21 protein-coding genes and 1 pseudogene are annotated in these 26,868 nt (G+C 28.0%); 21 read left to right on the forward strand and 1 reads right to left on the reverse strand.

From position 1 onward, the window contains the following. Window positions 1–77: 77 nt before the first annotated feature. The 9 genes and pseudogenes from HMPREF0216_RS07400 (at window position 78) to HMPREF0216_RS07435 (ending at window position 15,344) form a co-directional block, all read left to right on the forward strand. Window positions 78–3,092, forward strand: a complete 3,015-nt coding sequence (locus HMPREF0216_RS07400) for a type I restriction endonuclease subunit R (protein ID WP_005213133.1) — start codon at window positions 78–80, stop codon at window positions 3,090–3,092. A 195-nt stretch (window positions 3,093–3,287) separates the two neighbouring features. Beyond that, window positions 3,288–3,389: pseudogene (locus HMPREF0216_RS16745) on the forward strand (sporulation initiation factor Spo0A C-terminal domain-containing protein); the annotation flags it as partial. Window positions 3,390–3,663: 274 nt separating this feature from the next. Further along, window positions 3,664–8,973 carry an NPCBM/NEW2 domain-containing protein gene (locus HMPREF0216_RS07405; protein ID WP_005213135.1) on the forward strand — a complete coding sequence of 1,770 codons (5,310 nt, stop codon included), beginning with the start codon at window positions 3,664–3,666 and terminating at the stop codon, window positions 8,971–8,973. A gap of 185 nt (window positions 8,974–9,158) precedes the next feature. Then, window positions 9,159–9,827 carry an HD domain-containing protein gene (locus HMPREF0216_RS07410; RefSeq protein WP_005213137.1) on the forward strand — a complete coding sequence of 223 codons (669 nt, stop codon included), beginning with the start codon at window positions 9,159–9,161 and terminating at the stop codon, window positions 9,825–9,827. A gap of 81 nt (window positions 9,828–9,908) precedes the next feature. Continuing rightward, window positions 9,909–10,544: a stage II sporulation protein M gene (spoIIM, locus tag HMPREF0216_RS07415; RefSeq protein WP_005213139.1), complete on the forward strand. Its 636-nt coding sequence runs from the start codon at window positions 9,909–9,911 to the stop codon at window positions 10,542–10,544. A 71-nt stretch (window positions 10,545–10,615) separates the two neighbouring features. Next, on the forward strand, window positions 10,616–11,494 hold the full coding sequence (locus tag HMPREF0216_RS07420) for a tyrosine-type recombinase/integrase (protein ID WP_040419322.1): 879 nt from the start codon (window positions 10,616–10,618) through the stop codon (window positions 11,492–11,494). A 41-nt stretch (window positions 11,495–11,535) separates the two neighbouring features. After that, on the forward strand, window positions 11,536–12,708 hold the full coding sequence (locus HMPREF0216_RS07425) for a phosphopentomutase (protein ID WP_005213143.1): 1,173 nt from the start codon (window positions 11,536–11,538) through the stop codon (window positions 12,706–12,708). Between the two features lie 19 nt (window positions 12,709–12,727). Continuing rightward, complete coding sequence (locus HMPREF0216_RS07430; protein WP_005213145.1) at window positions 12,728–14,032, forward strand: pyrimidine-nucleoside phosphorylase; 1,305 nt, start codon at window positions 12,728–12,730, stop codon at window positions 14,030–14,032. A gap of 91 nt (window positions 14,033–14,123) precedes the next feature. Beyond that, entirely contained in the window at window positions 14,124–15,344 is a 1,221-nt protein-coding gene (locus HMPREF0216_RS07435; protein WP_005213147.1) for a D-alanyl-D-alanine carboxypeptidase family protein, read from the forward strand. 118 nt (window positions 15,345–15,462) lie between these two features. Here HMPREF0216_RS07435 and HMPREF0216_RS07440 read toward each other — a convergent pair whose 3' ends face one another. After that, complete coding sequence (locus HMPREF0216_RS07440; RefSeq protein ID WP_005213149.1) at window positions 15,463–16,110, reverse strand: HAD family hydrolase; 648 nt, start codon at window positions 16,108–16,110, stop codon at window positions 15,463–15,465. A 159-nt stretch (window positions 16,111–16,269) separates the two neighbouring features. Between HMPREF0216_RS07440 and HMPREF0216_RS07445 the strand changes: the two genes are divergently transcribed. The 12 genes from HMPREF0216_RS07445 to HMPREF0216_RS07500 all read left to right on the forward strand — a co-directional run bounded on the left by HMPREF0216_RS07445 (window position 16,270) and on the right by HMPREF0216_RS07500 (window position 26,864). After that, window positions 16,270–16,899 carry a hypothetical protein gene (locus HMPREF0216_RS07445; RefSeq protein ID WP_040419324.1) on the forward strand — a complete coding sequence of 210 codons (630 nt, stop codon included), beginning with the start codon at window positions 16,270–16,272 and terminating at the stop codon, window positions 16,897–16,899. Window positions 16,900–17,211: 312 nt separating this feature from the next. Continuing rightward, entirely contained in the window at window positions 17,212–19,125 is a 1,914-nt protein-coding gene (locus HMPREF0216_RS07450; protein WP_005213151.1) for an NADH-quinone oxidoreductase subunit 5 family protein, read from the forward strand. Then, entirely contained in the window at window positions 19,125–19,982 is an 858-nt protein-coding gene (locus HMPREF0216_RS07455) for a respiratory chain complex I subunit 1 family protein (protein ID WP_005213152.1), read from the forward strand. Before HMPREF0216_RS07450 ends, HMPREF0216_RS07455 begins: the two co-directional genes overlap by 1 nt. A 30-nt stretch (window positions 19,983–20,012) precedes the next feature. After that, window positions 20,013–20,477 carry an NADH-quinone oxidoreductase subunit B family protein gene (locus HMPREF0216_RS07460; protein ID WP_005213153.1) on the forward strand — a complete coding sequence of 155 codons (465 nt, stop codon included), beginning with the start codon at window positions 20,013–20,015 and terminating at the stop codon, window positions 20,475–20,477. Further along, complete coding sequence (locus tag HMPREF0216_RS07465; protein ID WP_005213154.1) at window positions 20,467–20,832, forward strand: NADH-quinone oxidoreductase subunit C; 366 nt, start codon at window positions 20,467–20,469, stop codon at window positions 20,830–20,832. The genes HMPREF0216_RS07460 and HMPREF0216_RS07465 overlap by 11 nt, the downstream gene beginning before the upstream one ends. Window position 20,833: 1 nt before the next feature. Beyond that, window positions 20,834–21,913, forward strand: a complete 1,080-nt coding sequence (locus tag HMPREF0216_RS07470; RefSeq protein ID WP_040419326.1) for a hydrogenase large subunit — start codon at window positions 20,834–20,836, stop codon at window positions 21,911–21,913. 23 nt (window positions 21,914–21,936) lie between these two features. Further along, entirely contained in the window at window positions 21,937–22,272 is a 336-nt protein-coding gene (locus tag HMPREF0216_RS07475) for a 4Fe-4S binding protein (RefSeq protein WP_040419328.1), read from the forward strand. Between the two features lie 81 nt (window positions 22,273–22,353). Then, complete coding sequence (locus tag HMPREF0216_RS07480; protein ID WP_005213158.1) at window positions 22,354–23,073, forward strand: PspA/IM30 family protein; 720 nt, start codon at window positions 22,354–22,356, stop codon at window positions 23,071–23,073. A gap of 39 nt (window positions 23,074–23,112) precedes the next feature. Beyond that, window positions 23,113–24,177 (forward strand): SPFH domain-containing protein, encoded by a 1,065-nt coding sequence (locus tag HMPREF0216_RS07485; RefSeq protein WP_005213160.1) that lies wholly within the window; start codon window positions 23,113–23,115, stop codon window positions 24,175–24,177. Between the two features lie 176 nt (window positions 24,178–24,353). Continuing rightward, window positions 24,354–24,965 carry a DNA-3-methyladenine glycosylase gene (locus tag HMPREF0216_RS07490; protein WP_005213163.1) on the forward strand — a complete coding sequence of 204 codons (612 nt, stop codon included), beginning with the start codon at window positions 24,354–24,356 and terminating at the stop codon, window positions 24,963–24,965. 294 nt (window positions 24,966–25,259) lie between these two features. After that, a complete protein-coding gene (locus HMPREF0216_RS07495; RefSeq protein ID WP_040419353.1) occupies window positions 25,260–25,625 on the forward strand; it encodes a methylglyoxal synthase in 366 nt (121 codons plus the stop codon). 255 nt (window positions 25,626–25,880) lie between these two features. Then, a complete protein-coding gene (locus tag HMPREF0216_RS07500) occupies window positions 25,881–26,864 on the forward strand; it encodes a CobW family GTP-binding protein (RefSeq protein ID WP_040419356.1) in 984 nt (327 codons plus the stop codon). Window positions 26,865–26,868: the final 4 nt, after the last annotated feature.

Below are 26,868 nucleotides of genomic sequence, written 5' to 3' on the forward strand. Positions count from 1 at the left end.
CTACAGGACTTTCTTTTTATTTGTTCAAAATTAAGATATAATTATAAGTAATACTGTAAATAAAGAGGAAGAAAAGTATGAAATTTCAAGAAGCGAGTTTAGAGAATGTTGTAATTGAATATTTAAAAGAAATAGATTATGAATATATACATGGCAGCCAATTAGTTAGAGATGCTAAGGAAGTTTTACTATTAGATAAATTAGAAGAAAGTATTATTAAGATAAACAAAGGATTAGCTATTAGTTCTATTAAAGAAGCTATTCGTAAGCTTAGAACTTTTGAAACTAATGATGTATTTACTAATAATAAGGTTTTTCATAAGTATTTAACAGAGGGAGTAGAGATAACAGATTTTATCAATGGTGAAACTATTTATTCTACTGTTAAGCTTATAGATTATGAAAATATTAATAATAATGAGTTTCTTGTAGTTAATCAATTAGAGATTAATGAAGATGAGGTTAAGAAAATACCAGATGTAGTTGTATATGTTAATGGTATGCCTTTAGTTTTAATGGAGCTTAAGAGTACTTCAAGGGAAGAAGTAACTATTGAAGATGCTTATAAGCAGCTTATGAATTATAAAGAGGTTCATATACCTACATTATTTTATTATAATGCTTTTTTAGTAATAAGTGATGGAGTTAATAGCAAGGCTGGAACTTTAACTGCACCTTTTGATAGATTTATGGCTTGGAAAAAGGTTGAGGCTGATGATGAAGTTATAGATAAGCTTAATTTTGATACATTACTTTACGGTATGTTTGATAAGGAAAGGCTACTTGATATAATTAAGAACTTTATTTTATTTACTACTAAAGGAAAGATAATGGCTGCATATCATCAATATTTTGGTATGAATAAAGCTATACAAGCTGTTAAGAAAGCTGTTGATACTGATGGTAGAGCAGGGGTTGTGTGGCATACACAAGGTAGTGGCAAGAGTTTTTCTATGACTTTTTTAGCAGGTAATTTAGTTAAGGATAAAGCTTTAAATAATCCTACTATATTAGTAATAACAGACAGAAATGATTTAGATAATCAGTTGTTTAATACTTTTGGATCAGCTCATGACTTTTTAAGACAAAAGCCAATTAAAGCAGATAGTAGAGCAGATGTTAAAGCTATATTAGATAATAGAAAAACTGGTGGAGTTATATTCTCAACTATACAAAAGTTTGAAGAAGAAACAGGGCTTTTATCAGAAAGAAGAAATATTATTGTAATGGTAGATGAAGCTCATAGAACTCAATATGGTATGGATGGTAAAGTTGATTTAGACTCTGGAGAAGTTAAGTTTGGATATGCTAAATATTTAAGAGAAGCTATGCCTAATGCAACTTATATAGCTTTTACAGGTACTCCAATAGAAACTACTGATAAATCAACTTATGGAACATTTGGAGATTTAATTGATGTTTATGATATGACACAAGCTGTACATGATGGAGCAACTGTCAAGATTTATTATGAGTCAAGACTTGCAAGGGTTAAGATTGATAATTCTGTTTTAGAGGATATAGATAGGGCTTATTGGGAAATGCAAGTACATGAAGGTGTTGAAGATTATGTAGTAGATGCCAGTCAAAAGAAATTATCTAAAATGGAGCAGATTATAACTAATACTGATAGAGTTAGAGAATTAGTAAAAGACCTTATAGAACATTATGAGGAAAGAGAAAATTTAGTTAAGGGTAAAGCTATGATTGTAGCTTATTCAAGAATAGCTGCTTACAAAATGTATCAAGAGATATTAAGGCAAAAGCCAGAGTGGCAAAACAAAGTTAAGATGGTTATGACTGCTAATAATAGTGATGAAGAAGAAATGGCAAAGGCTATAGGTAATAAAACTTATCAAAAGGAACTTGAAAAAGAGTTTAGAGATGAAAATAGTGAATTTAAGATAGTTATAGTAGTTGATATGTGGCTTACTGGCTTTGATGTGCCAAGTCTTGATACTATGTATATAGATAAACCTATGAAAGCTCATAACTTAATGCAAGCTATAGCAAGAGTTAATAGAGTTTATCCAGGTAAAACTGGTGGACTTGTAGTTGATTATATAGGAATTAAGAAAGAATTATTTGAAGCTTTAAAAACTTACACTACAAGAGACCAAGATAAAATACAAGAAAATGAAGAAGGAAGAAAGATAGCTTTAGATATAGTTGAAGTTTTAAGAAATGTGTTCCATTACTTTGATTATAGTGGTTTCTTTGGTGATTGTGATAAAACTAGATTTAAGCTTATAAGAGATGGTGCTGAATATGTGCAGTTAACAGAGCCAAGACAAAAGGTATTCTTAAATGAAACTAAGAGATTAAAAGATGTATATAAGATTTGTACAAGTTTATTATCTAGGCAAATAAAAGATGAAATAGCTTACTTTATAGCAGTAAGAAGTTTTGTATTAAAAACAACAAGAGAAGGGGTTCCAGACCTTGCAGAAGTTAATAAGAGGATATCTGCTATGCTTGAACAAGCTATTTTAGAAGATGAAGTATTATCTTTAACAGAAGCAGGAAGTAAGGAAACATTTGAATTATTGACTGATGAAAACTTAAATAAACTTAGAGCATTACCTCAAAAGAATATGGCAGCTAATATATTAATGAGAGTGATGAAGGAAAAAGTCGGAGATATAAAAAAGACTAATTTAGTAGTAAGTAAGAAGTTCAGCGAAAGACTTGAAAAGATAATTGAAGCTTATAATAACAGAAGTGATGAAGCAGATGTATTTAAAGTATTAGAGCAATTAATACAGTTTAAACATGAGTTATTAGAAGCAATAGATAAAGGGCATCAAATAGGATTAACTTATGAAGAAAAGGCTTTCTTTGATGTATTAACAGCAGACCCAGAAGTTATAGCTGCTATGGGGGATGATACTTTAATAAAGATAGCAAGAGAATTAACTAAAACAGTTAAAGAGAATATGACTCATGCATGGTATGAGAAGGCACAAGCTCAAGCTAAAATGAGAAGTGTTATAAAAAGACTTTTAAAGAAGTATGATTATCCACCTAATAAGAGTAAGGAAGCTATAGAAAATGTATTAGAACAGGCTAAGTTACAATGTGTTAATTTGTAAAATGCTGAAATAAATACAGTTATTATTGTTGACATAACTGTAAAATTTAGCTATGATTATCATATCAAACATAGCACTAAATATATTGAACTTATAGCGACCAAGATATGGCTGTTATTAAAGTTAGATTTTATTAATGTTATGATACGAAGGAATGCTTGAAGCTACTGAATAAGCGAAGTTGAGCGTAGCTCACTATTTGGATATACTGTTCACAATGATAAAGGTAAGCCAACAAATTCAGAATTTATCGCTATAATTGCTGACAAGCTAAGACTTAAGAATAAAGTGAGCTAGTGAGGCTGTGAACGTAGTAAAATCAACGTAGAACACAATTTAACAATTTGTCAAATGTATTTCAGTTATGCTAACTAATTACTTTTTGACATTACTAAACTTAATAAGCAAAGAAAGTTAGAACACTTTCTATTGGTTGTTTAATACAAACAGCTAGTAGGAGGTGTTTTTTATAATTTAAATTACTAAAAAATAATAAAATACATAAATAATTTTACAAAATAAGTATGAAAATGTATAATATAGAATGATAAAACAATAAGGGGGAGAAAAAATGAGGAAGATAAAAAATAATGTAATGAAAAAAACAGCACTATTAACATCAATATTTATGGCTTTTTCATTAATATTAAACAGCAATAAAGCTTCTGCTGGAATATTTAAGAAAGAAAATTCTATTATTATTGATGTTACAGATTTCGGAGCAGATCCAAGTGGTAAGAAAGATAGTACAGAAGCCATCTATGAAGCTATTGAATCAGCAAAGGAATATAATAATGAGGTAATTATTAATTTTCCAAAGGGTGAATATCAAATTTACAAAGATAACGCTCAAAAACGAGAATATCACACTTCAAATACAAATAGTATGGAAAATCCAATTAAAACTATAGGTATTTTAATTGAAGAACAAGAAGATTTAACTTTAGAGGGAAATGGTTCACTATTTAATATGCATGGTAATATGATGGCTATTGCTGTGGTTAAATCTGAAAACGTTAAACTAAAGAACTTTTCTTGGGATTTTGAAGTTCCTACAACATCAGAAATGACAGTTTTAGATATAGGTGTAGAGGATGATAAAAATTATATTGATTATTATATACCATCAAATTTTAGATATCAGATAGTAGATAATAATACAAATATTTTATGGACAAGTGAAGAAAGCCCATATACTGGTAAATATTATTGGACACAAAAAGGGCACCATAGTAATTCATATGCTGTAGTTATATATGATCCCGAAATAGAAGTTAGTAGAAGATATCAGTTAAGTTCTAGTCCTTTTAACGGAGTAAATACAATAACTCAACTTAATGAAAACACAGTTAGAATAATTTATAACAATGCAATTCCATATGGTCAAAAAATAGGTGTTGTAAATGAAATGTGTACTTCAGCAATGAGAGAAACAGCAGGAGCATTTATTTGGGAGAGTAAAGATACTGTATTAGAAAATATAAATATTCATTATATGCATGGATTTGGATTTTTAACACAAATGAGTGAGAATGTAACTTTTGATACCGTTAATTTTATGCCAAGAGAGGGGACAGGAAAGTATACAACAAGTTTTGCGGACTTAATACATGTATCAGGGGCAGCTGGTAAAATAACAATTAAAAACTGTAATTTTTCTCATGCACATGATGATCCAATTAATATACATGGAACATTTACAAGAGTAGAAGAAAAAATTGATAGTAAAACATTAAAATTAAAATATATACATTCTCAACAAGGTGGATTCCCGCAATATTATGTAGGGAATGAAGTTGCTTTCTTTACAAGAGATACATTAATGTCTCCAGATAATGAAGAAAAAATGTATACAGTAAAAGAAGTGATTCAAGCAGGTGAAGAAGGTAATGATTTAAGAACTATGATAGTAACTTTTAATGAAGAGTTACCAAGTGATATAGATGAAAAAATAGGAGATCAGCCAAAGTATGTTGCAGAAAATGCAACTTATACTCCAGAATTAGAGATAGTAGATAATATATTCCATACAATTCCGACTAGAGGAATTCTTTCAACAACAAGAAAATCAGTTTTAATAGAAGGTAATGAATTTAGGAATATGGGGATGGCTACTATATATTTATCAAATGATTCAGCTAATTGGTATGAATCAGGCCCTATAAGAGATTTAACTATAAGAAATAATAAGTTCTATATAAGAGAAAGTGGACAAATTGAGTGGAGATTTAAATCGGCAATTTATATTAATCCAGTAACATTAGGTGGAGCTTTACCTTCAGCAGAAAGTCCAATTCATAAAAATATAACTATTGAAGATAATGAATTTTATATGGAGCATGATGCAGTTGTAAATGCAGAAAGTGTTGAAAATTTAACTATAAGAAATAATAAAGTATTTAGAGATAATCCTAATGTTCAATTAAATTTATCTTTAGATAATACAACCTTAAATGAAAATGAAAAAGCAAATTTAACACTAGAAAGCACTGGAACACAGATTTCAGGAAATGAAGAAAACGTATTTTACTTTAGAGGTTGTAAAAATGTTATTTTAGAAGGAAACACATATGACGATGGATTAATAAAAAATGCAGTTGTTACAAATATGCCTTTAGATTACATTACAAATAGCGATGATATAACTTTAAATGGAAGTACTACTCCAAGTATGCCGGTAAATAATATTAAATATGTAAGTTTAAATCCAGCTGTAGCAACAGTTTCAGCTTCTGGTGAAATAACAGCAATATCTTCAGGTGAAGCTGAAGTATTAGCATATTATGTATGGAATAATACTTCAATTGAATCAAACAAAGTTACAGTAACAGTTGTTGGAGAAAGTTTAGAAAAAGCAGATAGTATTGAAATTACTAATAAAGATAATAGTATTATAGAAAAATTAAGTGAAGGTATTAAATTCAATGCAGAAGTATTACCAGAAAATCTTTCAAATCAAATAAAATGGTCTGTAACTAATATAGATGGTACTAGTACTACTAAGGCTACAATTGATGAAAGTGGTTTATTAACTGCAAAAGAAAATGGAGTTATTATTGTTAAAGCTAGTATAAATGGATTAGAAGCAAGTAAAACAGTAGTAATATCTGATGAAGCTACCTCATATATACCAAGCTATGTAAATATAGTAAATGAAAATTCCCAAAATTTAACTATAAGTGAAAATGGAGAATCAGCAATCATAAAAATGGAAAGAGGAGATTTATATAACAGTGATAATAATATAAGAAATCTTGTATTAATTGATGTACCAGATTCAGTTAGTGCAGATGATATGAGATTTACTGTTAAAGTAGATAATCTTCCGTTAGCTGAATCAAACAGATGGGATACTGCTTCAGTATTACTATTCAAAGATGTAGATAATTATATATCTTTAGGTAAAAAATCACATTATAATGGATTAGTTACTGTAAGAGAAGTAAATGCATCTGCTATAGAAAATGATAAAAGTGGAAGTGTAAATGAAAGTACTTTAATTTTTGATGTGTATAATAAAGATGGAAATGTCACTATTAGCTACAAAACTCCAGATGGTGAGTATATAGAATGGGGAAATTTAGATAGTTCTTTCTTAGGAGAAGATTATAAAATAGGTTTTGCTGTTTGGAACCATGATGGAAGAGATAAGGATGTAACATTCTCAAACCTTAAAATTGCAACTGGTTCAGAATATAATAAACAAGAAATTGAAGCTATAGATAGCATAAAACTTAAATCTACAAAAAATAATAAACCTACTATTTCAGATGTAACAATAGAAAATACATCAGTAAAAATAGGGGAAGAGCTTGAAGTTAGTTATAAATATTACGATGAAGATAATCATAATGAAGAAGGGTCTATTTACAAATGGGAAACTACAAGTGCTACAGGTAAAACAGTTGAATATACTTCATCTAAAACTTATATAGCTAAGATTTCAGGAAGTATAACCTGCACAGTTTATCCAAGAGATCAGTATAACAGATTAGGAGATCCAGTAGTTAGTAATAGTGTTGAAGTAAGTGAAAATAAAGTAAATGGAACATTAGAGAGTATAAAAATAAATTCAATAGAATTAAGTGGATTTGAATCTGAAAAGTATGAATATGATTATTATTTAACTAATAGTCAAAATAATTTAATATTATCAGGAGCATCAAATAATGATAGTGATAATATTAAGGTAACTTTAAATGGAGAAGTTATTTTTGATGATATAGATAAATTTAGTAAAGAAATTACTTTAAATAATAGTGGTGTAATAACTATTGAAGTTGATCCAGTAGGTTTATTTAAGAGTAAAAAAGTATATACAATAAATGTAAATAAGTTAGTAGATAACTATGCTAAGCTTGATACAATATCAATTGAAGAAATGGATATTAATATAAGTGATAATATTAATAGCTACTATCACTATAATGTTAACTCAGATATTAAAGACATAACGTTAAGGTTATCTGCAAATGAGAGAGTTGGAAGCATTAAGGTTTATGAAACTGAATATAGACGTGAAGTTATTAATAATTCACTAGACAACAATAAATTTGAAAATAATGTCACTTTAGCGTCAGGAAATAATCTTATATTTATTGAAGTTACTGCAAAGGATGGAGTAACAACTAGCAAGTATATTATAAATGTTGCAAGAATGCCTTCTAGAGATGCAACATTAAGTGATATAAAAATTAATGGAGATAGTATTGACGGCTTTGAAAAATCAAAATTAGAATATACTATTAAATTAACAGAAGAAGAAAGTAAAAATATTACTGTGGAGGCTACTGCAAATAGTTATTACTCAACTATAAGTATTACTAATAATAATGAAAGAGTGGAAGCAAACAAAAAAGATGTTGAATTAAAGCCAGGACTTAATGAAGTTGTAATAGCATGTAAGGCTGATGATTTATGGACAACTAATTATTATACATTAAAGATTTTAGTTTCATCAGATTCTAATGCAACATTATTATCATTAGAAACTCCAAATAACAATTTAGATCCTATTTTTGAATCAAATAAGACAGAGTATAGCATAACAACAAGTAAGCAAGATTTTGAGTTAGTTGCAGTAGCACAAGAGGAAAATGCAACTTTAGAAATTTCGATAAATGGAAATAAGCTTAAAGCAACTAATAAAATAGAAATAAATGAAAAGCTTGTGGCAGGTGAAAATTTAGTTTCAATTAAGGTTATATCACCAGATAAATTACAAGAAAAAATTTACAATATAAATATTACAGCAAATGAATTTGTTTATCTTTCAGATTTGAATTGGAATCCAGAGTCATATGTTGGTTATGGAACATTTAATAGAGATAAAGCACCAAATGGCGGAGTAATTACCTTATTAAAAGATGGAGATGTTAAAAGTTTTGAAAAAGGGATTGGGGCACATGCTCAATCTGAATTAATTTTTGATATAGAAGGTAAGGGATATGAAAGGTTACAAGGATTTGCTGGTGTTGATTATAGCCAAGCTACAAGTTTAAATGGGCAAGTAACATTTAAAGTGTTATTAGATGGTGTAGAAGCATTTAATAGTGGAGAAATAAATGGAAGTTCTGAATGTAAGGAATTAGATTTAGAATTAAATGGAGTTAAAGAAGTTAGATTAATAGCATTATCAGGCCTTAATAATTGGAACGATCATGCTGTATGGGCTGATGCTAAGTTTTTAACTACTTTTGATGAGGTTATACCTCCAGTTAAGGATGCTGATTACAATGATGATGGTGTTATAGATATTAAGGATTTAGGAATGGCATCTAAAAATTATGGTAAAGATATACCACAATATGATATTAATAATGATAATATTATAGATAAATATGAAATACAATTTATAATGGATAAGATATTAGAAAAATAAATCGATTAAAAAGCTGCTATAAGACTGTAAAGTTTTGTAGCAGTTTTATTTTTTTAAGTTATAAACTTAAAAACTTAATTTTAATTATATATCAAAAATTAATTTATAAAATTTAGTGTTAAAATTTAATAAATTAAGTAAACTAAAAGTGAACGGATATAAAATTATACAAAAAGGAGAATGAAATGGAAAAAAATATACTTAAAAATATAGAAGAGCATCTGTTAAATGATGAAATTCCATCAACTTATTTAAAAGAAATAAGGTCGTCATTAAAAGACACTCCATTAGAAATAGTTCTTAGATTAAAAGGAACTATGCAAAATCCAGAGTTTCATCCAGAAGGGGATGTGTGGAATCATACATTAGAAGTTGTTGATATAGCAGCAAAGCTTAGGGAGTTTGCAAATAATAAAGAAGCCTTTATGCTTGCAACATTTTTTCATGATATAGGAAAGATAACAACTACAAAAAAGAATAAGCAAGGAAGATGGATTTCTTACAATCATGATACTGAAGGAGAAAAAATAATAAGAGAAATATTAGATAATTATGATATAAATGAAAATAAGAAAGAAATAATAATAAATTTAGCTAAATATCATATGCATCATATTTATATAAATAAGGATTTACCATTTGGAAAGCCAGAAGCAATGATTAAAACAGTTGATATGAATGATATGCTTTTAATGTTCTTAAGTGATAAATTAGGAAGAGGTCAAAAAGAAAAAGATAAGAAAATGAAAGAAATTGAGGAAGTAAAAAGTATTTTAGAAAAGTTGAAAAATAATAATCAATTAAATTTCCCTAAAGAAAGTGAATTTTTTGAAAAAATTATAAAAAAATTATAATTTACATATATTCACTTATGAATATATTTAAACATCTCATCATAGTATTAGTATACAGCTATATATTAGGAGGTGTTTAAAATGAATATATTAAATAAACTTAATTTTAATTATAAGGAAAATAAGCTATTTTACATGATGGTTTTTGTATTCTTTTGCGTGGGTATTGTACTAGGTACATATATGGTAAAATATATGAATTTAAATGACTCAACAGATCTTGCTGGCTATTTTTCATCTTTTACAAAAAGTATTACAGAAGATCCAGTAAATAATAAAGTTTTGCTTATTGATATATTAAAGAAAAATTTAATGCTAATAGGGATTATTATAGTACTTGCATTTACTGTATTTGGTACACCGTTTATATTACTTGTAGATTTAATTAAGGGTTTTACATTAGGATATACATTTAGCTTTTTAATTTCTACTTTTGATGGAAAAGGTATTTGGCTTGCGTTAGTATCCATATTGCCTCAAAACATAATATATATTCCATGTTTTATAGCTCTTAGTATTGTAGCTATAGAATTTTCTTCAACAAAACTGCGAGATAGGTTCTTTAATAAGAGTAAAGTAAATACAATAGTAGAGAGAGAACTAATTTTTAAAGTAGGAGTTTTATTATGTGTATTCATGGTAGGGACCTTAGTGGAAGCATACCTTAGTCCAGGTTTAATAAGGTTTGTTGTTACCAATGTTTATAAAGTTATTTAATCTGTGATAATATAGAGGAATTTTAAAATAATTGTCGAATAATATAAAATAAGATGGGAATGGGGATAGTTATGAAAGAGATAGTAAACGAGTATAGGGAATCATTACTTCAAAGTCATAAAAGTGAAAATACAGTTTATGCCTATGTTACTGATGTGAATTTATATATAAAATATTTAAATAGTAAAGATATATATTTAGACGAAACAGATAATGTAACTGTTAAAGCGTATATAGATCACCTTTTAGAAGAAGGAAAATCAGAAAGGTCTATAAGTAGAATAGTAATTAGTTTAAGGAGCTTTTATAATTATTTAAAAGAGCATAAAATAATTAGAGATATTCCTAAAATATATTATAAGAGCAGTGATACTTCTAAAAAGTTACCAGAAATACTTACTGTTGAAGAAGTTGATAGAATAATAAAGATAGTAGATAAAGATTGTAATAAAGGTATAAGAGATAATGCATTATTAGAACTTATGTATGCAACTGGAATGAAGGTTTCTGAAATAATTAATCTGTCAGTTGAAGATGTAAACCTTGAATTATCATATGTAAGGTGTCATGATAACAAAAATTATGAAAGACTTATACCAATTGGTAGAAGTGCACAACGTGCAGTGCAAGATTATTTAAAAATAAGAGATATTATAGCATGTCAAGGTGTACCAAATCTTTTTGTAAACTTAAATGGAAATCAACTAACTAGACAAGGAGTATGGAGAATTGTAAAAGAATATTCTCATAAAGCTGGTATAAATAAAGATGTAAACTTAAATACATTTAGACATTCTTTTGCAGTACATTTATTACAAAATGGTGCAAATGTAAGAGCTGTACAAAAATTACTTGGAAATCAAGTTTTAACTTATATGGATACCTATTATGAAATAATAAATAATGATAAAATAAACTTAGTTTATAAAAATACCCATCCAAGGGCATAAGCATTAAAAAAGGGGCTTAAATTAGGAAGGAGATAAACAATATGAAAAGAGCTATTTTAATAGTATTAGATAGTTTAGGAGTTGGAGAATTACCAGATGCTAAAAATTATGGAGATGAAGGAAGTCATACTTTAGATAATATTTGCAAAGCTTGTGGAAAGTTAAATATAGATGAGTTAGAAAAGTTAGGTATCGGTAACATTGAAGGAGTTACTATGCCAAAAGCTTGTGATTCTGCTATAGGTGCATATGGAAGATCAAGCGAAAAATCAATGGGTAAAGATACAGTAACAGGACACTGGGAAATAGGTGGAGTAATTTTAGAAAAACCACTTAATACTTACCCAGATGGTTTTTCAAAGGAAATCATTGATGAATTCTTAAAGAGAACAAACAAGGAAAATATATTAGGTAATACAGTTGCATCAGGAACTGCTATAATAGAAGAATTAGGAGAAGAGCATGTAAAAACTGGATACCCTATAATTTATACTTCTGCTGATAGTGTTTTCCAAATAGCTGCACATGAAGATGTAATTCCAGTTGAAGAATTATACAAAATGTGTGAAATAGCAAGAGAAATGTTAGTAGATAAATGGGCTGTTGGTAGAGTTATAGCAAGACCATTTACAGGAGAAGTAGGAAGCTTTAAGAGAACATCAAATAGAAGAGATTATGCTTTAGATCCATTTAACAAAACTATGTTAGAGTATTTAAAGGAAAGTGGAAAAGAAGTAGCTGCAGTTGGTAAGATTGAAGATATATATAATAAGAAGGGTGTTACTCTAGCTGTTCACACAAAAAATAATATGGATGGAGTAGACAAAACTTTAGAATATATGGATACTGTTAAAGAAGGGCTTATATTTACTAACTTAGTTGATTTTGATATGCTTTATGGTCATAGAAATGACGCAAAAGGTTACGGAAAAGCAATAGAAGAATTTAATGACAGATTACAAGAAATATATGCAAAAATGACAGATGAAGATATGCTAATTTTAACAGCAGACCATGGATGTGATCCTACAACTGCAAGCACAGACCACTCAAGAGAGTACATTCCAATACTTGTATATGGTAAAAATTTAAAAGGAAATGTTAATTTAGGAACTAGAGAAACTTTTGCAGATATAGGAAAGACTATTTTAGATTTCTTTAATGTAGAAAATGAATTAGTAGGAAAAAGTTTTTTAAATGACATAAGAAAATAGCTTTAGGAGGAAGACTTTTATGAGAATGTATGATTTAATAATGAAAAAGAGAAAAGGTGAAGAGCTAACAACAGAGGAAATTAACTTTTTTGTAGATGGATTTACAAAAGGTGAAATTCCAGACTACCAAGCTTCAGCTCTTTTAATGGCTATATTCTTTAATAAGATGAACAAGAGAGAAACAGCAGATTTAACTAATGCAATGGTAGAATCAGGAGACAAAATAGATTTAAGTAATATTAATGGTATTAAAGTTGATAAGCATTCAACTGGAGGAGTTGGAGATAAAACTTCAATATGTTTAACACCACTTGTTGCATCACTTGGAATACCAGTTGCTAAGATGTCAGGAAGAGGTCTAGGTCACACTGGAGGAACTATTGACAAATTAGAAACATTTAAAGGATTTTCAGTAGAGCTTACAGAAGAAGAATTCATGAACAATGTAAATTCTATAAATATCGCAATAATGGGGCAAAGTGGTAACTTAGTTCCAGCTGATAAAAAATTATATGCACTTAGAGATGTAACTGCAACTGTTGATAATATGTCATTAATTGCATCAAGTATTATGAGTAAAAAACTTGCAAGTGGTGCTGATGCAATAGTTTTAGATGTTAAGGTTGGAGATGGTGCTTTTATGAAAACACCAGAAACAGCTAAAGAATTAGCAACAGAAATGGTTAACATAGGAAATATGTTAGGCAGACAAACAATAGGTGTTATTTCAGATATGGATCAGCCTCTAGGATATGCTATAGGAAATAGTTTAGAAGTTATTGAGGCTATAGAACTACTAAAAGGAAATGGTCCTAAAGACTTATTAGAATTAACTTTAACATTAGGATCAAATATGCTTCTTTGTGCTAAGAAAGCAGACACTGTAGAAGAGGCAAGAAAACTTTTATTAGAAAGCATTGAAAATGGTAAGGGATTAGAAAAGCTTAAGGAATTTGTAGCAGCTCAAGGTGGAGATATAACTCCAATTGATGATTATAGCAAGTTCCCTAAAGCTAAATATATAGAGCCAGTTGTTGCACCAAGAGATGGATATATTACTAAAATTAAAGCAGAAGCATTTGGTCTTATTGCTATGGAACTTGGAGCAGGACGTGCAACTAAGGAAAGTGAAATAGATTTAGCTGTAGGTATAGTTTTAAATAAAAAGAGAGGGGAAGCTGTAAGCAAAGGAGATGTATTAGCTTACATACACTCTAACGATATTTCTAAAATAGAAAAAGCTAAAAATAGTATATTAGAAGATATTATAATTGAAGATAAATATGACCTTAATATACCATTAATATATGATATAGTAAGATAACTTGAAAAAATATGATAAAAAGAGTTAAAACTTCTTTTTATCATATTTTTTATTTTCTTGGAAATAATAAACTTGAGAAGGAGGAGAACAAATGAAAAATAAAGTTATAAGTAAAATTTCTATTATTTTATTAAGTGTAATATCCTTAATTACATCAATACCTTTTGTAAATACAAAGGCAGACACTATTAATTATGAGGATTGCTATTATGATGTTAATACTTCTACTACAGAAGAGGGAATGACTGTAGATGCAAAAAGTGCTTTATTAATTGAACCTAGTAGCGGTACAGTATTATATGAAAAAAATCCAGATGAAAAATTTGCACCAGCATCTGTAACAAAAATAATGACAATGTTACTTGCTATTGAAGCAGTAGATAGTGGGAAAATCAAATTAAGCGACACCATAGTTTGTAGTGAAAATGCTAAAAAAATGGGTGGAAGCACTATGCTGTTAGATACAGGAGAAGTAAGAACTGTTGAAGAAATATTAAAAGGTATAGCTATTGCTTCAGGAAATGATGCAGCTGTAGCTATGGCAGAATACTTAGGTGGAACAGTAGATGCTTTTGTTGAAATGATGAACAAAAGAGCTCAAGAACTTGGAATGAATAATACAACTTTTAAAAATTGTAATGGTTTACCAGAAGAAGGACATTTAACAACTGCTAGAGATATTTCTATAATGTCATTAGAATTATTAAAACACCCTCAAATATTAAAATATACAGGAACATATATGGAAACAATATCAGAGGGAAGAAAGAGTCCAATAGAACTTGTAAATCATAATAAATTAGTAAGATTCTTTGAAGGCTGTGATGGATTAAAAACAGGATATACACAAGAAGCTAAATATTGTATATCAGCAACTGCAATGCGTAATGGTGTTAGAATGTTAACTGTAATAATGGGAGCACCAACATATAAAATAAGAAATCGTGATGCAAGTATGCTAATGAATTATGGTTTCTCTAAATTTGAAGGTAAAAAATTATTTGCAAAAGATGATGAAATTGAAAAAGTATATTTAGGCAAAAATACAGATAGATACTTTATAGCAAAAGCTAAAAATGATTTATATATAGCAATGCTTAAAGGTACAGAAGGAGAACCGGAAAAGAACTTAGTATTAGAAGAATTAAAAGATTCCTATACAGAAGGTGAATATGTAGGAAAATGTGAAATTTACATAGGTGATACTAAGGCAGGAGAAGTAGAATTATATTGTGATAGAGATGTAGAAAAAGCAGGCTTCTTCGATAATGTTAAATACAATATGAAACACTTATTTAAAAAAGGTGTTTAATTAAATTATAAATAAGTAAGATGATTAAAAGTTCATGATATAAATTGTAAAGAGCGTTATAAATGTTCTTTACAAAATATCATGAACTTTTCTATATCCCTTTTAATAGTAACCTATATTAATTAATTTCTAATATACAATCTAATAATTCAGCTGGTGTTTTTACAATAAAATCAGCTCCGGATTTTTCTAATTCACCATCTTTTGCATATCCAAACGTAACTCCAATACTTGTAGTACCAGATTCTTTTGCACCTATTATATCATGTTTACGATCTCCAATCATAACTGTTTGTCCAGGGGCAGCACCAAGTTGTTTAAGTACCTCACAAATAACTTCTGATTTTTTTGTTCTTGTTCCATCAAGTTCACTTCCAATAATTAAATGAAAGTATTCACTTAAGTTGAATTTTTCGCAAATAGGAACAGCAAAGTGGGTAGGTTTGCTAGTGGCAACTGCCATTATATATCCATGCTCTTTTAATTTACTTAATACTTCTGGTATTCCGTCAATTACACTATTTTCAAGTAATCCAATAGTAGAAAATCGTTCTCTATAATACTTTATTGCAAGTTCTGCTTTTTTTATATCAAAACCGTAAGATTCCATAAATGAATCTAATAGTGGTGGTCCAATAAATGAAATTAGGTTTTCACATTCCTCTTCAATTCCAAATTTTCTAAGTGCATATTGTACACTTTTAGTAATCCCATCTTTAGGATCTGTTAATGTTCCATCTAAATCAAATAATAAGTATTTTTTCATCCTTAAATGTCTCCTTATATTTTTATTAATATATCATAATATTAATTGGTAATTAGAGATTTAACAACTAAAGATTGTCTAAAGATAGACGTAACTTAAAATAGCCTTTGAAATTAGGATAGATTTGTAATAAAATGAATAAGGAGGATGGTGATAATATTGAAGAGAGGTATTATAGTATTAGCGTTATTAATGTTACTAACAGGATGTAGTAATAATATAAAAGAAGAAAATAATAATACAGTTGAAAATAATGTAGAAGAAAGCCAAGGAGTTAATGAAGAGAAACAGGAAAAGGTTTACTCTGAATTTGAAGGCCTTGGAAAATTATATACTGTAAATAAGAACATTGTAGAATTAGAAGATGGAACTCAAATTTATGATAATTGGGGGGAAACTCCTTATATATATGGAGAATATTTAGAAGTAGATTTTGCAGTTGACTTAATTACAGAATATTTATTAGGTAATGATGGAATATATGCAAATGTAATAGAAAGCTTTGATGGTGAAAGTGAAGATGTTGCTTTAATTAGTGAAGGTGAAAAAGAAAGGTTAGTTGAATCTACTGATTTTTTAAGAGAACAAATGGGAATTGAGGCAGGAGGTCCTATTTATTTTAACTTAAACAAAGTTATTTATAACGGAAAAGTAGGAGAAGATAGTTCAGGAGTATCTATAGAAATTAGAGGACATATATCAGCATACCAAGGATATTATGCATCTATATCAACATTTACAGTAGAAGTATATAAAAAGAACGGTAAGTTGTATGGAATAATAAGTTAATTTAAAAGCCTATAAATAGTATGAAAAGTTATTCATCTATTTATAGGTTTTTTTATTATTAAATTTAAATCTTAAGTAAAGCTTGTTAAGTAGAAATAAGGGTTTAATTTTTAATACGTAATGTAAATATTCGACAATGTAGGTATGTTGTTTAATATACCTATGTTATTTAATATAAGTAAATATAATTTAATATGCTTTAAAGTTGAATATTGAGATAAAGATAGATAAAAAAGGTTATGATAGAAAGCCTAAATTAAATATCTCTAAAATATAATATATATAGTTTAGAAATTGAAAGAGGGGAGTTACGTGACAGAAATTATTCTTCTAATTTTTTTGCCGTTACTAGTAGCTTTAATTTTATTATTAACAAGGGAAGAAAAATACACAAATGCAGTAATAAAGTTATCAGTGATATTTATCGGAGCGTTAGCTATAGGGGTTGCGTTTAAATACTATAATAATCCTAATAGATTTCATTTTATAAATAATGATTTAGTTAGCCTAATAATGATACTTATAGAAATTGCAATGACAATATATATAATTTCATATTCATTAAAATCAAGAAAAGGTTTGACTGCACTATTATCTTTTATTTCTTTGGTATTAATGATATGGGTAGAAATGAATGGGCAAGAAACAAGCTTTGATTTAGAACATCATTTATTTATAGATAAGTTATCGATAATTATGGTTTTAATTATTGCAATAATAGGAGGTTCTATTTGTGTATATGCAATATCATATATGAAAGATTTTCATAGCATTCATAAAGAGGTAAGAGATAGGAAAAATGTGTTTTTTTCAATAATGTTTATTTTCCTATCTGCAATGTTTGGAATAGTTTTATCAAATGATTTAACTTGGATATATTTCTTTTGGGAAATAACTACTTTAAGTTCTTTTCTACTTATTAAATATACTGAAACTAAAGAAGCTGTTAACAATGCATTTACAGCACTATATATGAATTTAATAGGTGGTGTTTGTTTTGCAATAGCAATTATATATTTAAGAGTGAACTTTAATATTTGGGATCTTAAAGGAATAATATCATTGGCAAGTGAAAATAGTAAGGCTTTAACAATACCTGCTATATTAATAGCTATTGCTTGCTTTTCAAAATCAGCACAATTACCATTTTCAAAGTGGATATTAGGAGCTATGGTAGCACCAACTCCAAGTTCTGCATTGCTTCACTCATCTACAATGGTTAAGGCTGGGGTATATTTGTTAATTAGAATTTCACCTATATTATCAGGAAATATTGCAGGAGATTTAGTTTCTTTTATAGGGGGAATAACATTTGTACTTATGTCTATTATAGCAATTTCACAAAATGATGCTAAAAAGGTATTAGCATATTCAACAATGGCAAATTTGGGGCTTATAACTGCTTGTGCAGGTATAGGAACATATGAATCTATTTGGTCAGCAATTCTTTTAATAATATTTCATTCAGTATCAAAATCACTTATGTTTTTATCAGTTGGAGCAACAGAACATGTCATTGGAAGTAGAGATATTGAAGATATGCATGGGTTAATAATAAAGTTGCCAGAAATGGCGTTAATGATGGCCATTGGTATTGCAGGAATGTTCTTAGCACCATTTGGTATGCTTATATCAAAATGGGCTGCTTTAAAGTCATTTATTGATTCAAGAAATATAGTAATAGTACTTTTAATTGCTTATGGAAGTGCAGCAACGCTTTTTTATTGGACAAAGTGGCTTGGAAAGATAGCAGCAGTTAGGCATAAAAATGATAGGGTAAAGTGTACTGTAAAAAGAGGAGAATGGAGTGTTTTAATTGCTCAAGCTGTAATAACTATAGTGTTATGTTTTTTATATCCTCTAGTATCAAAGGTGTTAATAGTACCATTTATACATGAAATGTTTAATATATCAGAAGTTAATATTATATCTCAAGCAAACCAAGAAATATTAACTATTATGCTTGCTGTTATAGTAGTTTTACCATTTGGAATGAGATTTTTAACAAGTAGAGGAGAGAATATATCTTCAATATATATGGCTGGAGTAAATAGTGGAGATGATAAAAAGTTTTATAGTGCATATGGAGATAAGAAAAGCTTATATTTATCAAGTTGGTATATGAATAATATCTTTGGAGAGAAAAAGCTATTACCTATAGGTATATATATATCGCTTATTATTATAATTGGTTTTTCTGCTTATGCTATAGGAGGGATATTATAATGAATTATATAAATGGAATATTATTTATAATTTTTGCTCCAATTATAGGTGGATTATTACAGGGCATAGATAGAAAAATATCTGCTAGAATGCAGGGAAGAATAGGGCCACCTATATTACAACCATTTTATGATGTAAAAAAGCTTTTATCTAAGGAAGTTATAGTTATAAATAAAGCAGAAAAGTTTTTTTTAGCATTCTTTTTAATATTTATGATTTTTACAGGTGCTATTTTCTTTTGTGGTGGTGATATATTATTAGTTACCTTTGCTTTTACTTTAACTAGTATCTTTTTAGTTATTGCAGCATACTCAACTAATTCACCATTTAGCACTATTGGTGCAGAAAGAGAACTACTTCAAATGATGTCTTATGAGCCAATGGTATTACTTACAGCAGTTGGATTTTATCTTGCAAAAGATAGCTTTAATGTAAAAGATATAGTTGTTGGTAATGTGCCTCCAATAGTATATTTACCAGGAGTATTTTTAGGATTTGTGTTTATTCTTACAATTAAGCTTAGAAAATCACCTTTTGATTTAAGTGCTTCTCATCATGCACATCAAGAGTTAGTAAAGGGAATAACTACAGAATTCTCAGGAAAGACATTAGCAATAGTAGAAATAGCCCATTGGTATGAAGATGTTTTATTATATGGATTTGTATATATATTCTTTAGATTTAATAATCCAATGAGTATTTTATTAGCATTAGCTATGTGTGTAGTAGTATATATTGTTGAAATACTTATAGATAATACTTTTTCAAGGGTAAAGTGGCAAGCTTTATTAAGCAGTTCATGGATTGTAAGTGGAACTATTGGATTTGTAAATATATTTATTTTATCTTTGCTTTAATAAATAAGAAGACTTCAGGAGGGACTTAATATGAGTACTTTAAAAAAATCACCTTGGATAATACATTATGATGGGTCAAGCTGTAATGGATGTGATATAGAGGTTTTAGCTTCATTAAGTCCATTATATGATGCAGAAAGGTTTGGTGTAATAAATACTGGAGATCCAAGACAAGCAGATATTTTAGTTATTACAGGAGCTGTTAATGAAAAAAATTCAGAAGTAATTAAGCAAATTTATGAACAAATGCCTAATCCAAAAGTTGTTATGGCAGTTGGAATTTGTGCCTGTTCTGGAGGCATATTTAAAGACTGCTATAACATATTAGGTGGAGTAAATAAAATATTGCCAGTAGATGTTTATGTAATGGGATGTGCAGCAAGGCCAGAAGCAATAATTGATGGAATAATAAAAGCTGTAGATATTTTAGATAAAAAATATGTAGAAATGAAAATGGCAAAGAGTAAAAAAGGGGATATAGAGAATGGAGAATAGTTATAAGGATGAGGAATTAGATTTAAAAGAATTATTAAATATGGCTTACAAAATGAATGAAGAAAAATATAGATTAGTTCAAATATGCTGTACAGCATTAAAGGATATTTATAATTTAAATTATTCATTTAGTAAAGGATATGAATTTGTAAATTATACTATAAAAATTACAAAGGATGATGAGATTCCAAGTATAAGCAATATATTTAAACCAGCATTTTTATATGAAAATGAAATGAAAGATTTGTTTGGAATAAAAATTAAATATATAGCTATTGATTATAAGGGACATTTTTATGATATAAAAGGAAAAACACCATGTGAAATAAATAGAGATGAAGAAGGTGAAAAGTAATATGAGTAATAGAAGTATAGTTCCTTTTGGACCTCAACATCCAGTACTTCCAGAACCAATTCATTTAGATTTACTTTTAGAAGATGAAAAAGTAATAGAAGCTATTCCAACTTTAGGCTTTGTTCATAGAGGACTTGAAAAATTAGTAGAAAAAAGAGATTTTAAAGATTATGTTTTCGTTGCAGAAAGAATTTGTGGTATTTGCAGTTTTATGCATGGAATGGGATATAGTGAAGCAGTAGAAGAGGTAATGAATATAAAAATACCAGACAGGGCTGAATATCTAAGGGTATTATGGGCAGAATTATCAAGAATTCATAGTCATATATTGTGGCTTGGATTACTTGGTGATTCATTAGGATTTGAAAGTCTCTTTATGCAATGCTTTAGAATTAGAGAAAAAATATTAAATTTATTTGAATTAACTACTGGTGGAAGAGTAATATTTTCAGTTTGTAAAATTGGTGGAGTTAGACGTGATATAGATGATGAAAAGTTTAAAATTATATCAAAAACTCTTAATGAAGTAAAGGAAGAGCTTAATGAGATTAAAAAAGTATTTTTTGATGATTACTCTGTAAAGCATAGATTAGTTGGTGTAGGAGTATTATCTAAAGAAGATGCTTATGAACTTGGGTGTGTAGGTCCTATGGCAAGAGCTAGTGGAATTAATTATGATGTAAGAAATTTAGGCTATAGTGCATATAAAGATTTAGAGTTTAATACCATCGTAGATAATAATGGAGATTCTTATGGAAGATGTATAGTAAGGTTTAATGAAATATATGAATCTATAAATATAATTAATGAAGTAATAGGAAAAATACCTAAAGGAGAAATAGAAACTAAGGTTATTGGAAATCCTAAAGGGCAATATTTTGCAAGGCTTGAACAACCTAGAGGTGAAGTTATATATCATATAAAAGGAAATGGCACTAAATTTTTAGAGAGAATGAGAGTTAGAACTCCAACCTTTGCAAATATGCCAGCGTTATTTAAGCTTTTACAAGGCTGTGATTTAGCAGATGTTCCAGTGCTTATATTAACTATAGATCCTTGTATAAGTTGTACTGAGCGTTAATAAGTTATAGGGAGCAAAATAATATGAGGATTATGAAATTTTTAGATACAATTATAAAAAATGTATTTAATAAACCTAAAACTATTAATTATCCTAATGAAGAAAAGAAAAATTATGAAATAACAAGAGGCCATATTGAAATAGATATGGATAAGTGTGTTTTATGTGGACTATGCAGTAAAAGGTGTCCAACCTCAGCAATAACTGTAGATAGGCAAAATAAAGAATGGAAGATAGATAGGCTTAAATGTATTCAATGTGGTTATTGCTGTGAAAGCTGTGGTAAAAAGGCTTTAACAATGAAAAATGAATATATAAAACCAGTAGATACAGAAAAGATTGATGAATTTTCAAAATAGATAAAGAATAAAGTTTTAAAGATATCTATAAATATAAAATATATAAGATAAAAGGTATTAAAGAATATAGGGGGCAATGATATGTCAATATTAAAAAGATTTACTGATATAATGTCATGCAATATTAATGCATTATTAGATAAAGCTGAAGATCCAGCAAAAATGGTAGATCAATTAATAAGAAATTTAAATGAGGATTTAAATAAAGTAAAAGCAGAAACTGCATCTGTTATGGCAGAGGAAGTAAGGGCAAAAAGAGAAGTAGATAGTTGTAAGGCTGATATAAGCAAAATGCTTGAATATGCAAAAAGAGCTGTTGATGCAGGAAATGATGATGATGCAAGACAGTTTTTATCTAAGAAAGCTAGATTAAGTGAAAATTTGGTAAACTTAGAACAGAGATATGGAATAGCTAAAGCAAATAGTGACAAAATGAAAGAAATGCATAAAAGATTAACTGATGAAATAAATGAACTTAATGATAAAAGGAATACTATAAAGGCTAAGATTGCAACAGCTAAGGCACAAGAAAAGATAAATAAAATAGGGTCATCATTAAAAAGTTCAAAATCAAGCTTAGATGTTTTTAGTAGAATGGAAGAAAAGGCAAATAGAATGCTTGATGAAGCTAATGCAATGGCAGAATTAAATGAAGAAAAAAGAGATGAAATAGATGATTTAATGAGTAAATATTCTTCAAGTAATTCATCAGTAGAAGATGAGCTTGAAAGCTTAAAGAATTCAAAGGATTCTTCCATTGAAGATGAACTATATAATCTTAAAAAAACTAAAGAGGAATAATAAAAAAATTTAACAAAGGGTAGAAATTAGGAGGTTTTTATGGGGTTATTTAGTAATCAGTTTTCGGACATTATTGAGTGGAATGAAAGTAGAAATGATGTGCTTTTTTGGAAATGGAGAAATAGTGAAATAAAAAAGAATAGTAGGTTAATTATAAGACCAGGTCAAGATGCTATTTTTTTATATAATGGAAGAGTAGAAGGTATATTTACAGAAGAGGGAAACTATGAAATAGAAACAGAAATACTTCCATTTTTATCAACATTGAAAGGATTTAAGTTTGGATTTAAATCAGGGATTAAAGCAGAAGTTTTATTTATTAATACTAAAGAGTTTTTAGTTAAGTGGGGAACTAAAAGCCCTATAAATATACCAACTCCTAATATGCCAGGTGGTATGCCAATAAGAGCCTTTGGTTCTTTTAATGTTAAAATTTCAGATCATATGGTATTAATAGATAAAATAGCAGGAATAAAAAATCAATTTACAGTAGATGATGTTAAACAAAGAGCATTAGCAACCTTAGATCAATTATTGATGAAGTGGATAGTAAGAGAAGGTAAGGATATGTTTAACCTTCAAGCTAATTCTTTTGAAATAGCAAAGGGAATAAAAACAGATTTAGATATGGAAATGATTAAAATTGGACTTACAGTTACAACATTAAATATAGAAAACTTTAGCTATCCAGAATCAGTTCAAAAAATTATAGATAAAAATGCAGCATATGGAATGGTAGGAAATGTAGGACATTATCAAAATGTAGCTATGGTAGAATCTATGGAGAAAAATCCTAATAATTCTATGTCATATGTAGCACAAGCAGCTATAGGAATTCAAATGGGAATGAATATTGCCAAAGAAATGAAAAGTAATATTAATAATAATGAAAGTAATAATTTACAAGGCAATGTTAAAGGTATAGTATGTACCAATTGTGGAGAAGTTATAAATAAAGAAGCAAAGTTCTGTCCTAATTGCGGTTCAAAAGTTAAAGAGATAGAAGCAAAAAGCAAAGGAAAACAAAAATTCTGCACAGAATGTGGTGCTGTAATTAAAGAAGGGTGTAAATTTTGCTCAGAGTGTGGAAATAAGGTTAATTAAGAATATCGTATTATGATTCATTATTTATATTTTAATAAAGTCAGCTTAGGCTGACTTTATTATTGAATAATAGGTAAAATACTAATAAAGTATAATAAATACAATTTATTTATAAAAATAAAAATGTTTTTTTAAAAAAGTAGTTTACATAAGGATAAGTTCTTAAGGAGAATAGAATGATTATACAAAAGGAATTTTATGATAAAAGCGCTTTAGAAGTTGCAAAGGAGTTACTAGGAAAAGTATTAGTTAGAGAAGTTGATGGAAAGATTTTAAAGTCTAGAATAGTTGAAACAGAAAGCTATATAGGAGCCATAGATAAAGCCTGCCATGCTTATAATGGAAGAAGAACAAAAAGAACAGAAATACTATATGATGAATATGGTCTTTCATATGTATATTTTATATATGGTCTTTATCATTGCTTAAATGTTGTAACAAATAAAAAAGATATTGCAGAAGCAGTTTTAATTAGAGCAGTAGAGCCATTAAATGAATTTGATTATTTAGCAAATATAAGATTTAAAAAAGATTATAATCAGTTGAAAAAAGCTGATATAAAAAACTTAACAAATGGTCCATCTAAGCTTTGCTTAGCATATTCAATAGATAGAGATATGAATGGTAGACAGTTATATACTAAAGGTCCTATTTATATAGAAGATGATAATTATAATAATTTTGAAATAGTTGAAACTAAGCGCATAGGCATAGATTATGCAGAAGAAGCTAAAGATTTTTTATGGAGATTTTATATTAAAGATAATATTTATGTATCTAAAAAGTAAGGAATATATAATATGTTAGAGTTAAAAATATATAATAAATCTTTAGATAGAAGTTAATTTAAAGAAATTATAAAGTAATATATAAAAAATATTAATTGTAATTTATACCATATTATGTATGTGTTTTTTGTGAAATATTCTGAATTAAAATAATTTAACATTATTTAAATGAAAAGTTTAGAAAAGTTATATATAATTAAAGTAAGAGTTACTTATAAAAAATTCATTAAGTATATAGTATTAATTAAAAATATTATTAGTAAAATATTATTAATTAAAGGGAGAGATACAAAGATGAGAGTAGCGTTAATTGCACATGACAAAAAGAAAGAGGCTATGATTGATTTTGCAAAGAGAAATGAAGAAAGGTTATCAAAACTTGAGCTTTTTGCAACAGGAACAACCGGTCTTAGAATTATGGAAAATACGAAATTAGAAATTCATAGACTAAAAAGTGGTCCTCTTGGTGGAGATCAACAAATAGGAGCTTTAATTTCAGAACAAAAGTTAGATTTAGTAATCTTCTTTAGAGATCCATTAACTGCACAACCACATGAGCCAGATGTTAATGCATTATTAAGATTATGTGATGTTTATGAAATTCCACTAGCAACAAATGCATCAACAGCTCAACTTGTTTTAGATGCAATTCATAATTAAATAGTTTACCCAAATTTAAGCTATAAATAAAAAATAAGCTATGCGATATTAATGCATGGCTTATTTTTTTATGTATAACGTTCACAGTATAGAGTGATACATTTACATTAATATTATATGAGTTTAATAACATATTATTCATATATACTTTACTTATTGTTAAAAGAAGAGTTAATGAAATTAAAAATAGTGCATATTTAAAGTAGTTATTTCATAGAATTTTTTTAGGAATAATAAAATTTAATGGAGCAAGAAATGAGCGTTAAAGTAGAGATATTTTCAGGATTTTTAGGTGCGGGTAAAACTCAGCTTATAAAAAAACTTATAGAAGAAGGATACTATAAAGATAGAATTGCCATAATTGAAAATGAATTTGGTGAAGTTAGTATAGATGGAGAAATTTTAAGTAGAACCAATACTTTAGTTAAAGAAATTAATGCAGGTTGTATTTGTTGCCAAGTTACAGGAGACTTTAAAGAATCAATTAAAGATGTAGTAGAAAATTGTAATGTAGATAGGCTTATAGTAGAGCCAACAGGTGTGGCAAAACTTAGTGATTTAAAAAATACATTTGAAGAAAAGGATTTAAAGGAAATAGCACAAATAGAAAAGATAATTACTGTAGTAGATAGTGAAAAGTTTAATATATATTTAAAAAACTTTAAAAACTTTTTTGTAAATCAAATAAAAAATGCAAATTTAATAGTACTAAGTAGAACACAAAACATAGAAGAAAATCAATTAAAGAAAGTAGAAGCTGAAATTAGAAAAATTAATAATAATGCCCAAATAGTATCTACACCTTGGAATAAGATAAAGGCAAAAGAGTTAATTCCTATAAAGCTTCAGTATAAAAATTTAAAGGAAAGTAACGAAAAGACAGAGGAAAAGAATGAAGATAAAAGCTTTAAAACAATGAGAAAATTAAGCTTTAGATCTAAGGCTGTAGTAAAAAAAGAAAAAAGCCTTGAAGAAATGTTTGAAACTTTTGCTCTTAAAATTGAAAAGAAATTATCAAAAGAAGAGCTAATTAGTAAATTTAATTTTATGAAGGATAATGAAGAGTTTGGGAAAATAGTTAGAGCTAAAGGCATTGTAAATACTAAAAATGGAACAGAGCAATTTAATTACACCTTAACAGAAATAGAAATGGAAGAGGTTAAGTATAAAGGTGAAGCTGTGATTTCTTTTATTGGAACAAACTTAAATAAAGATAAAATAAGTAAGTTCTTTTTATAAGAAG

The organism is Clostridium celatum DSM 1785, from assembly GCF_000320405.1.
Classification (GTDB): Bacteria; Bacillota; Clostridia; order Clostridiales; family Clostridiaceae; genus Clostridium; species Clostridium celatum.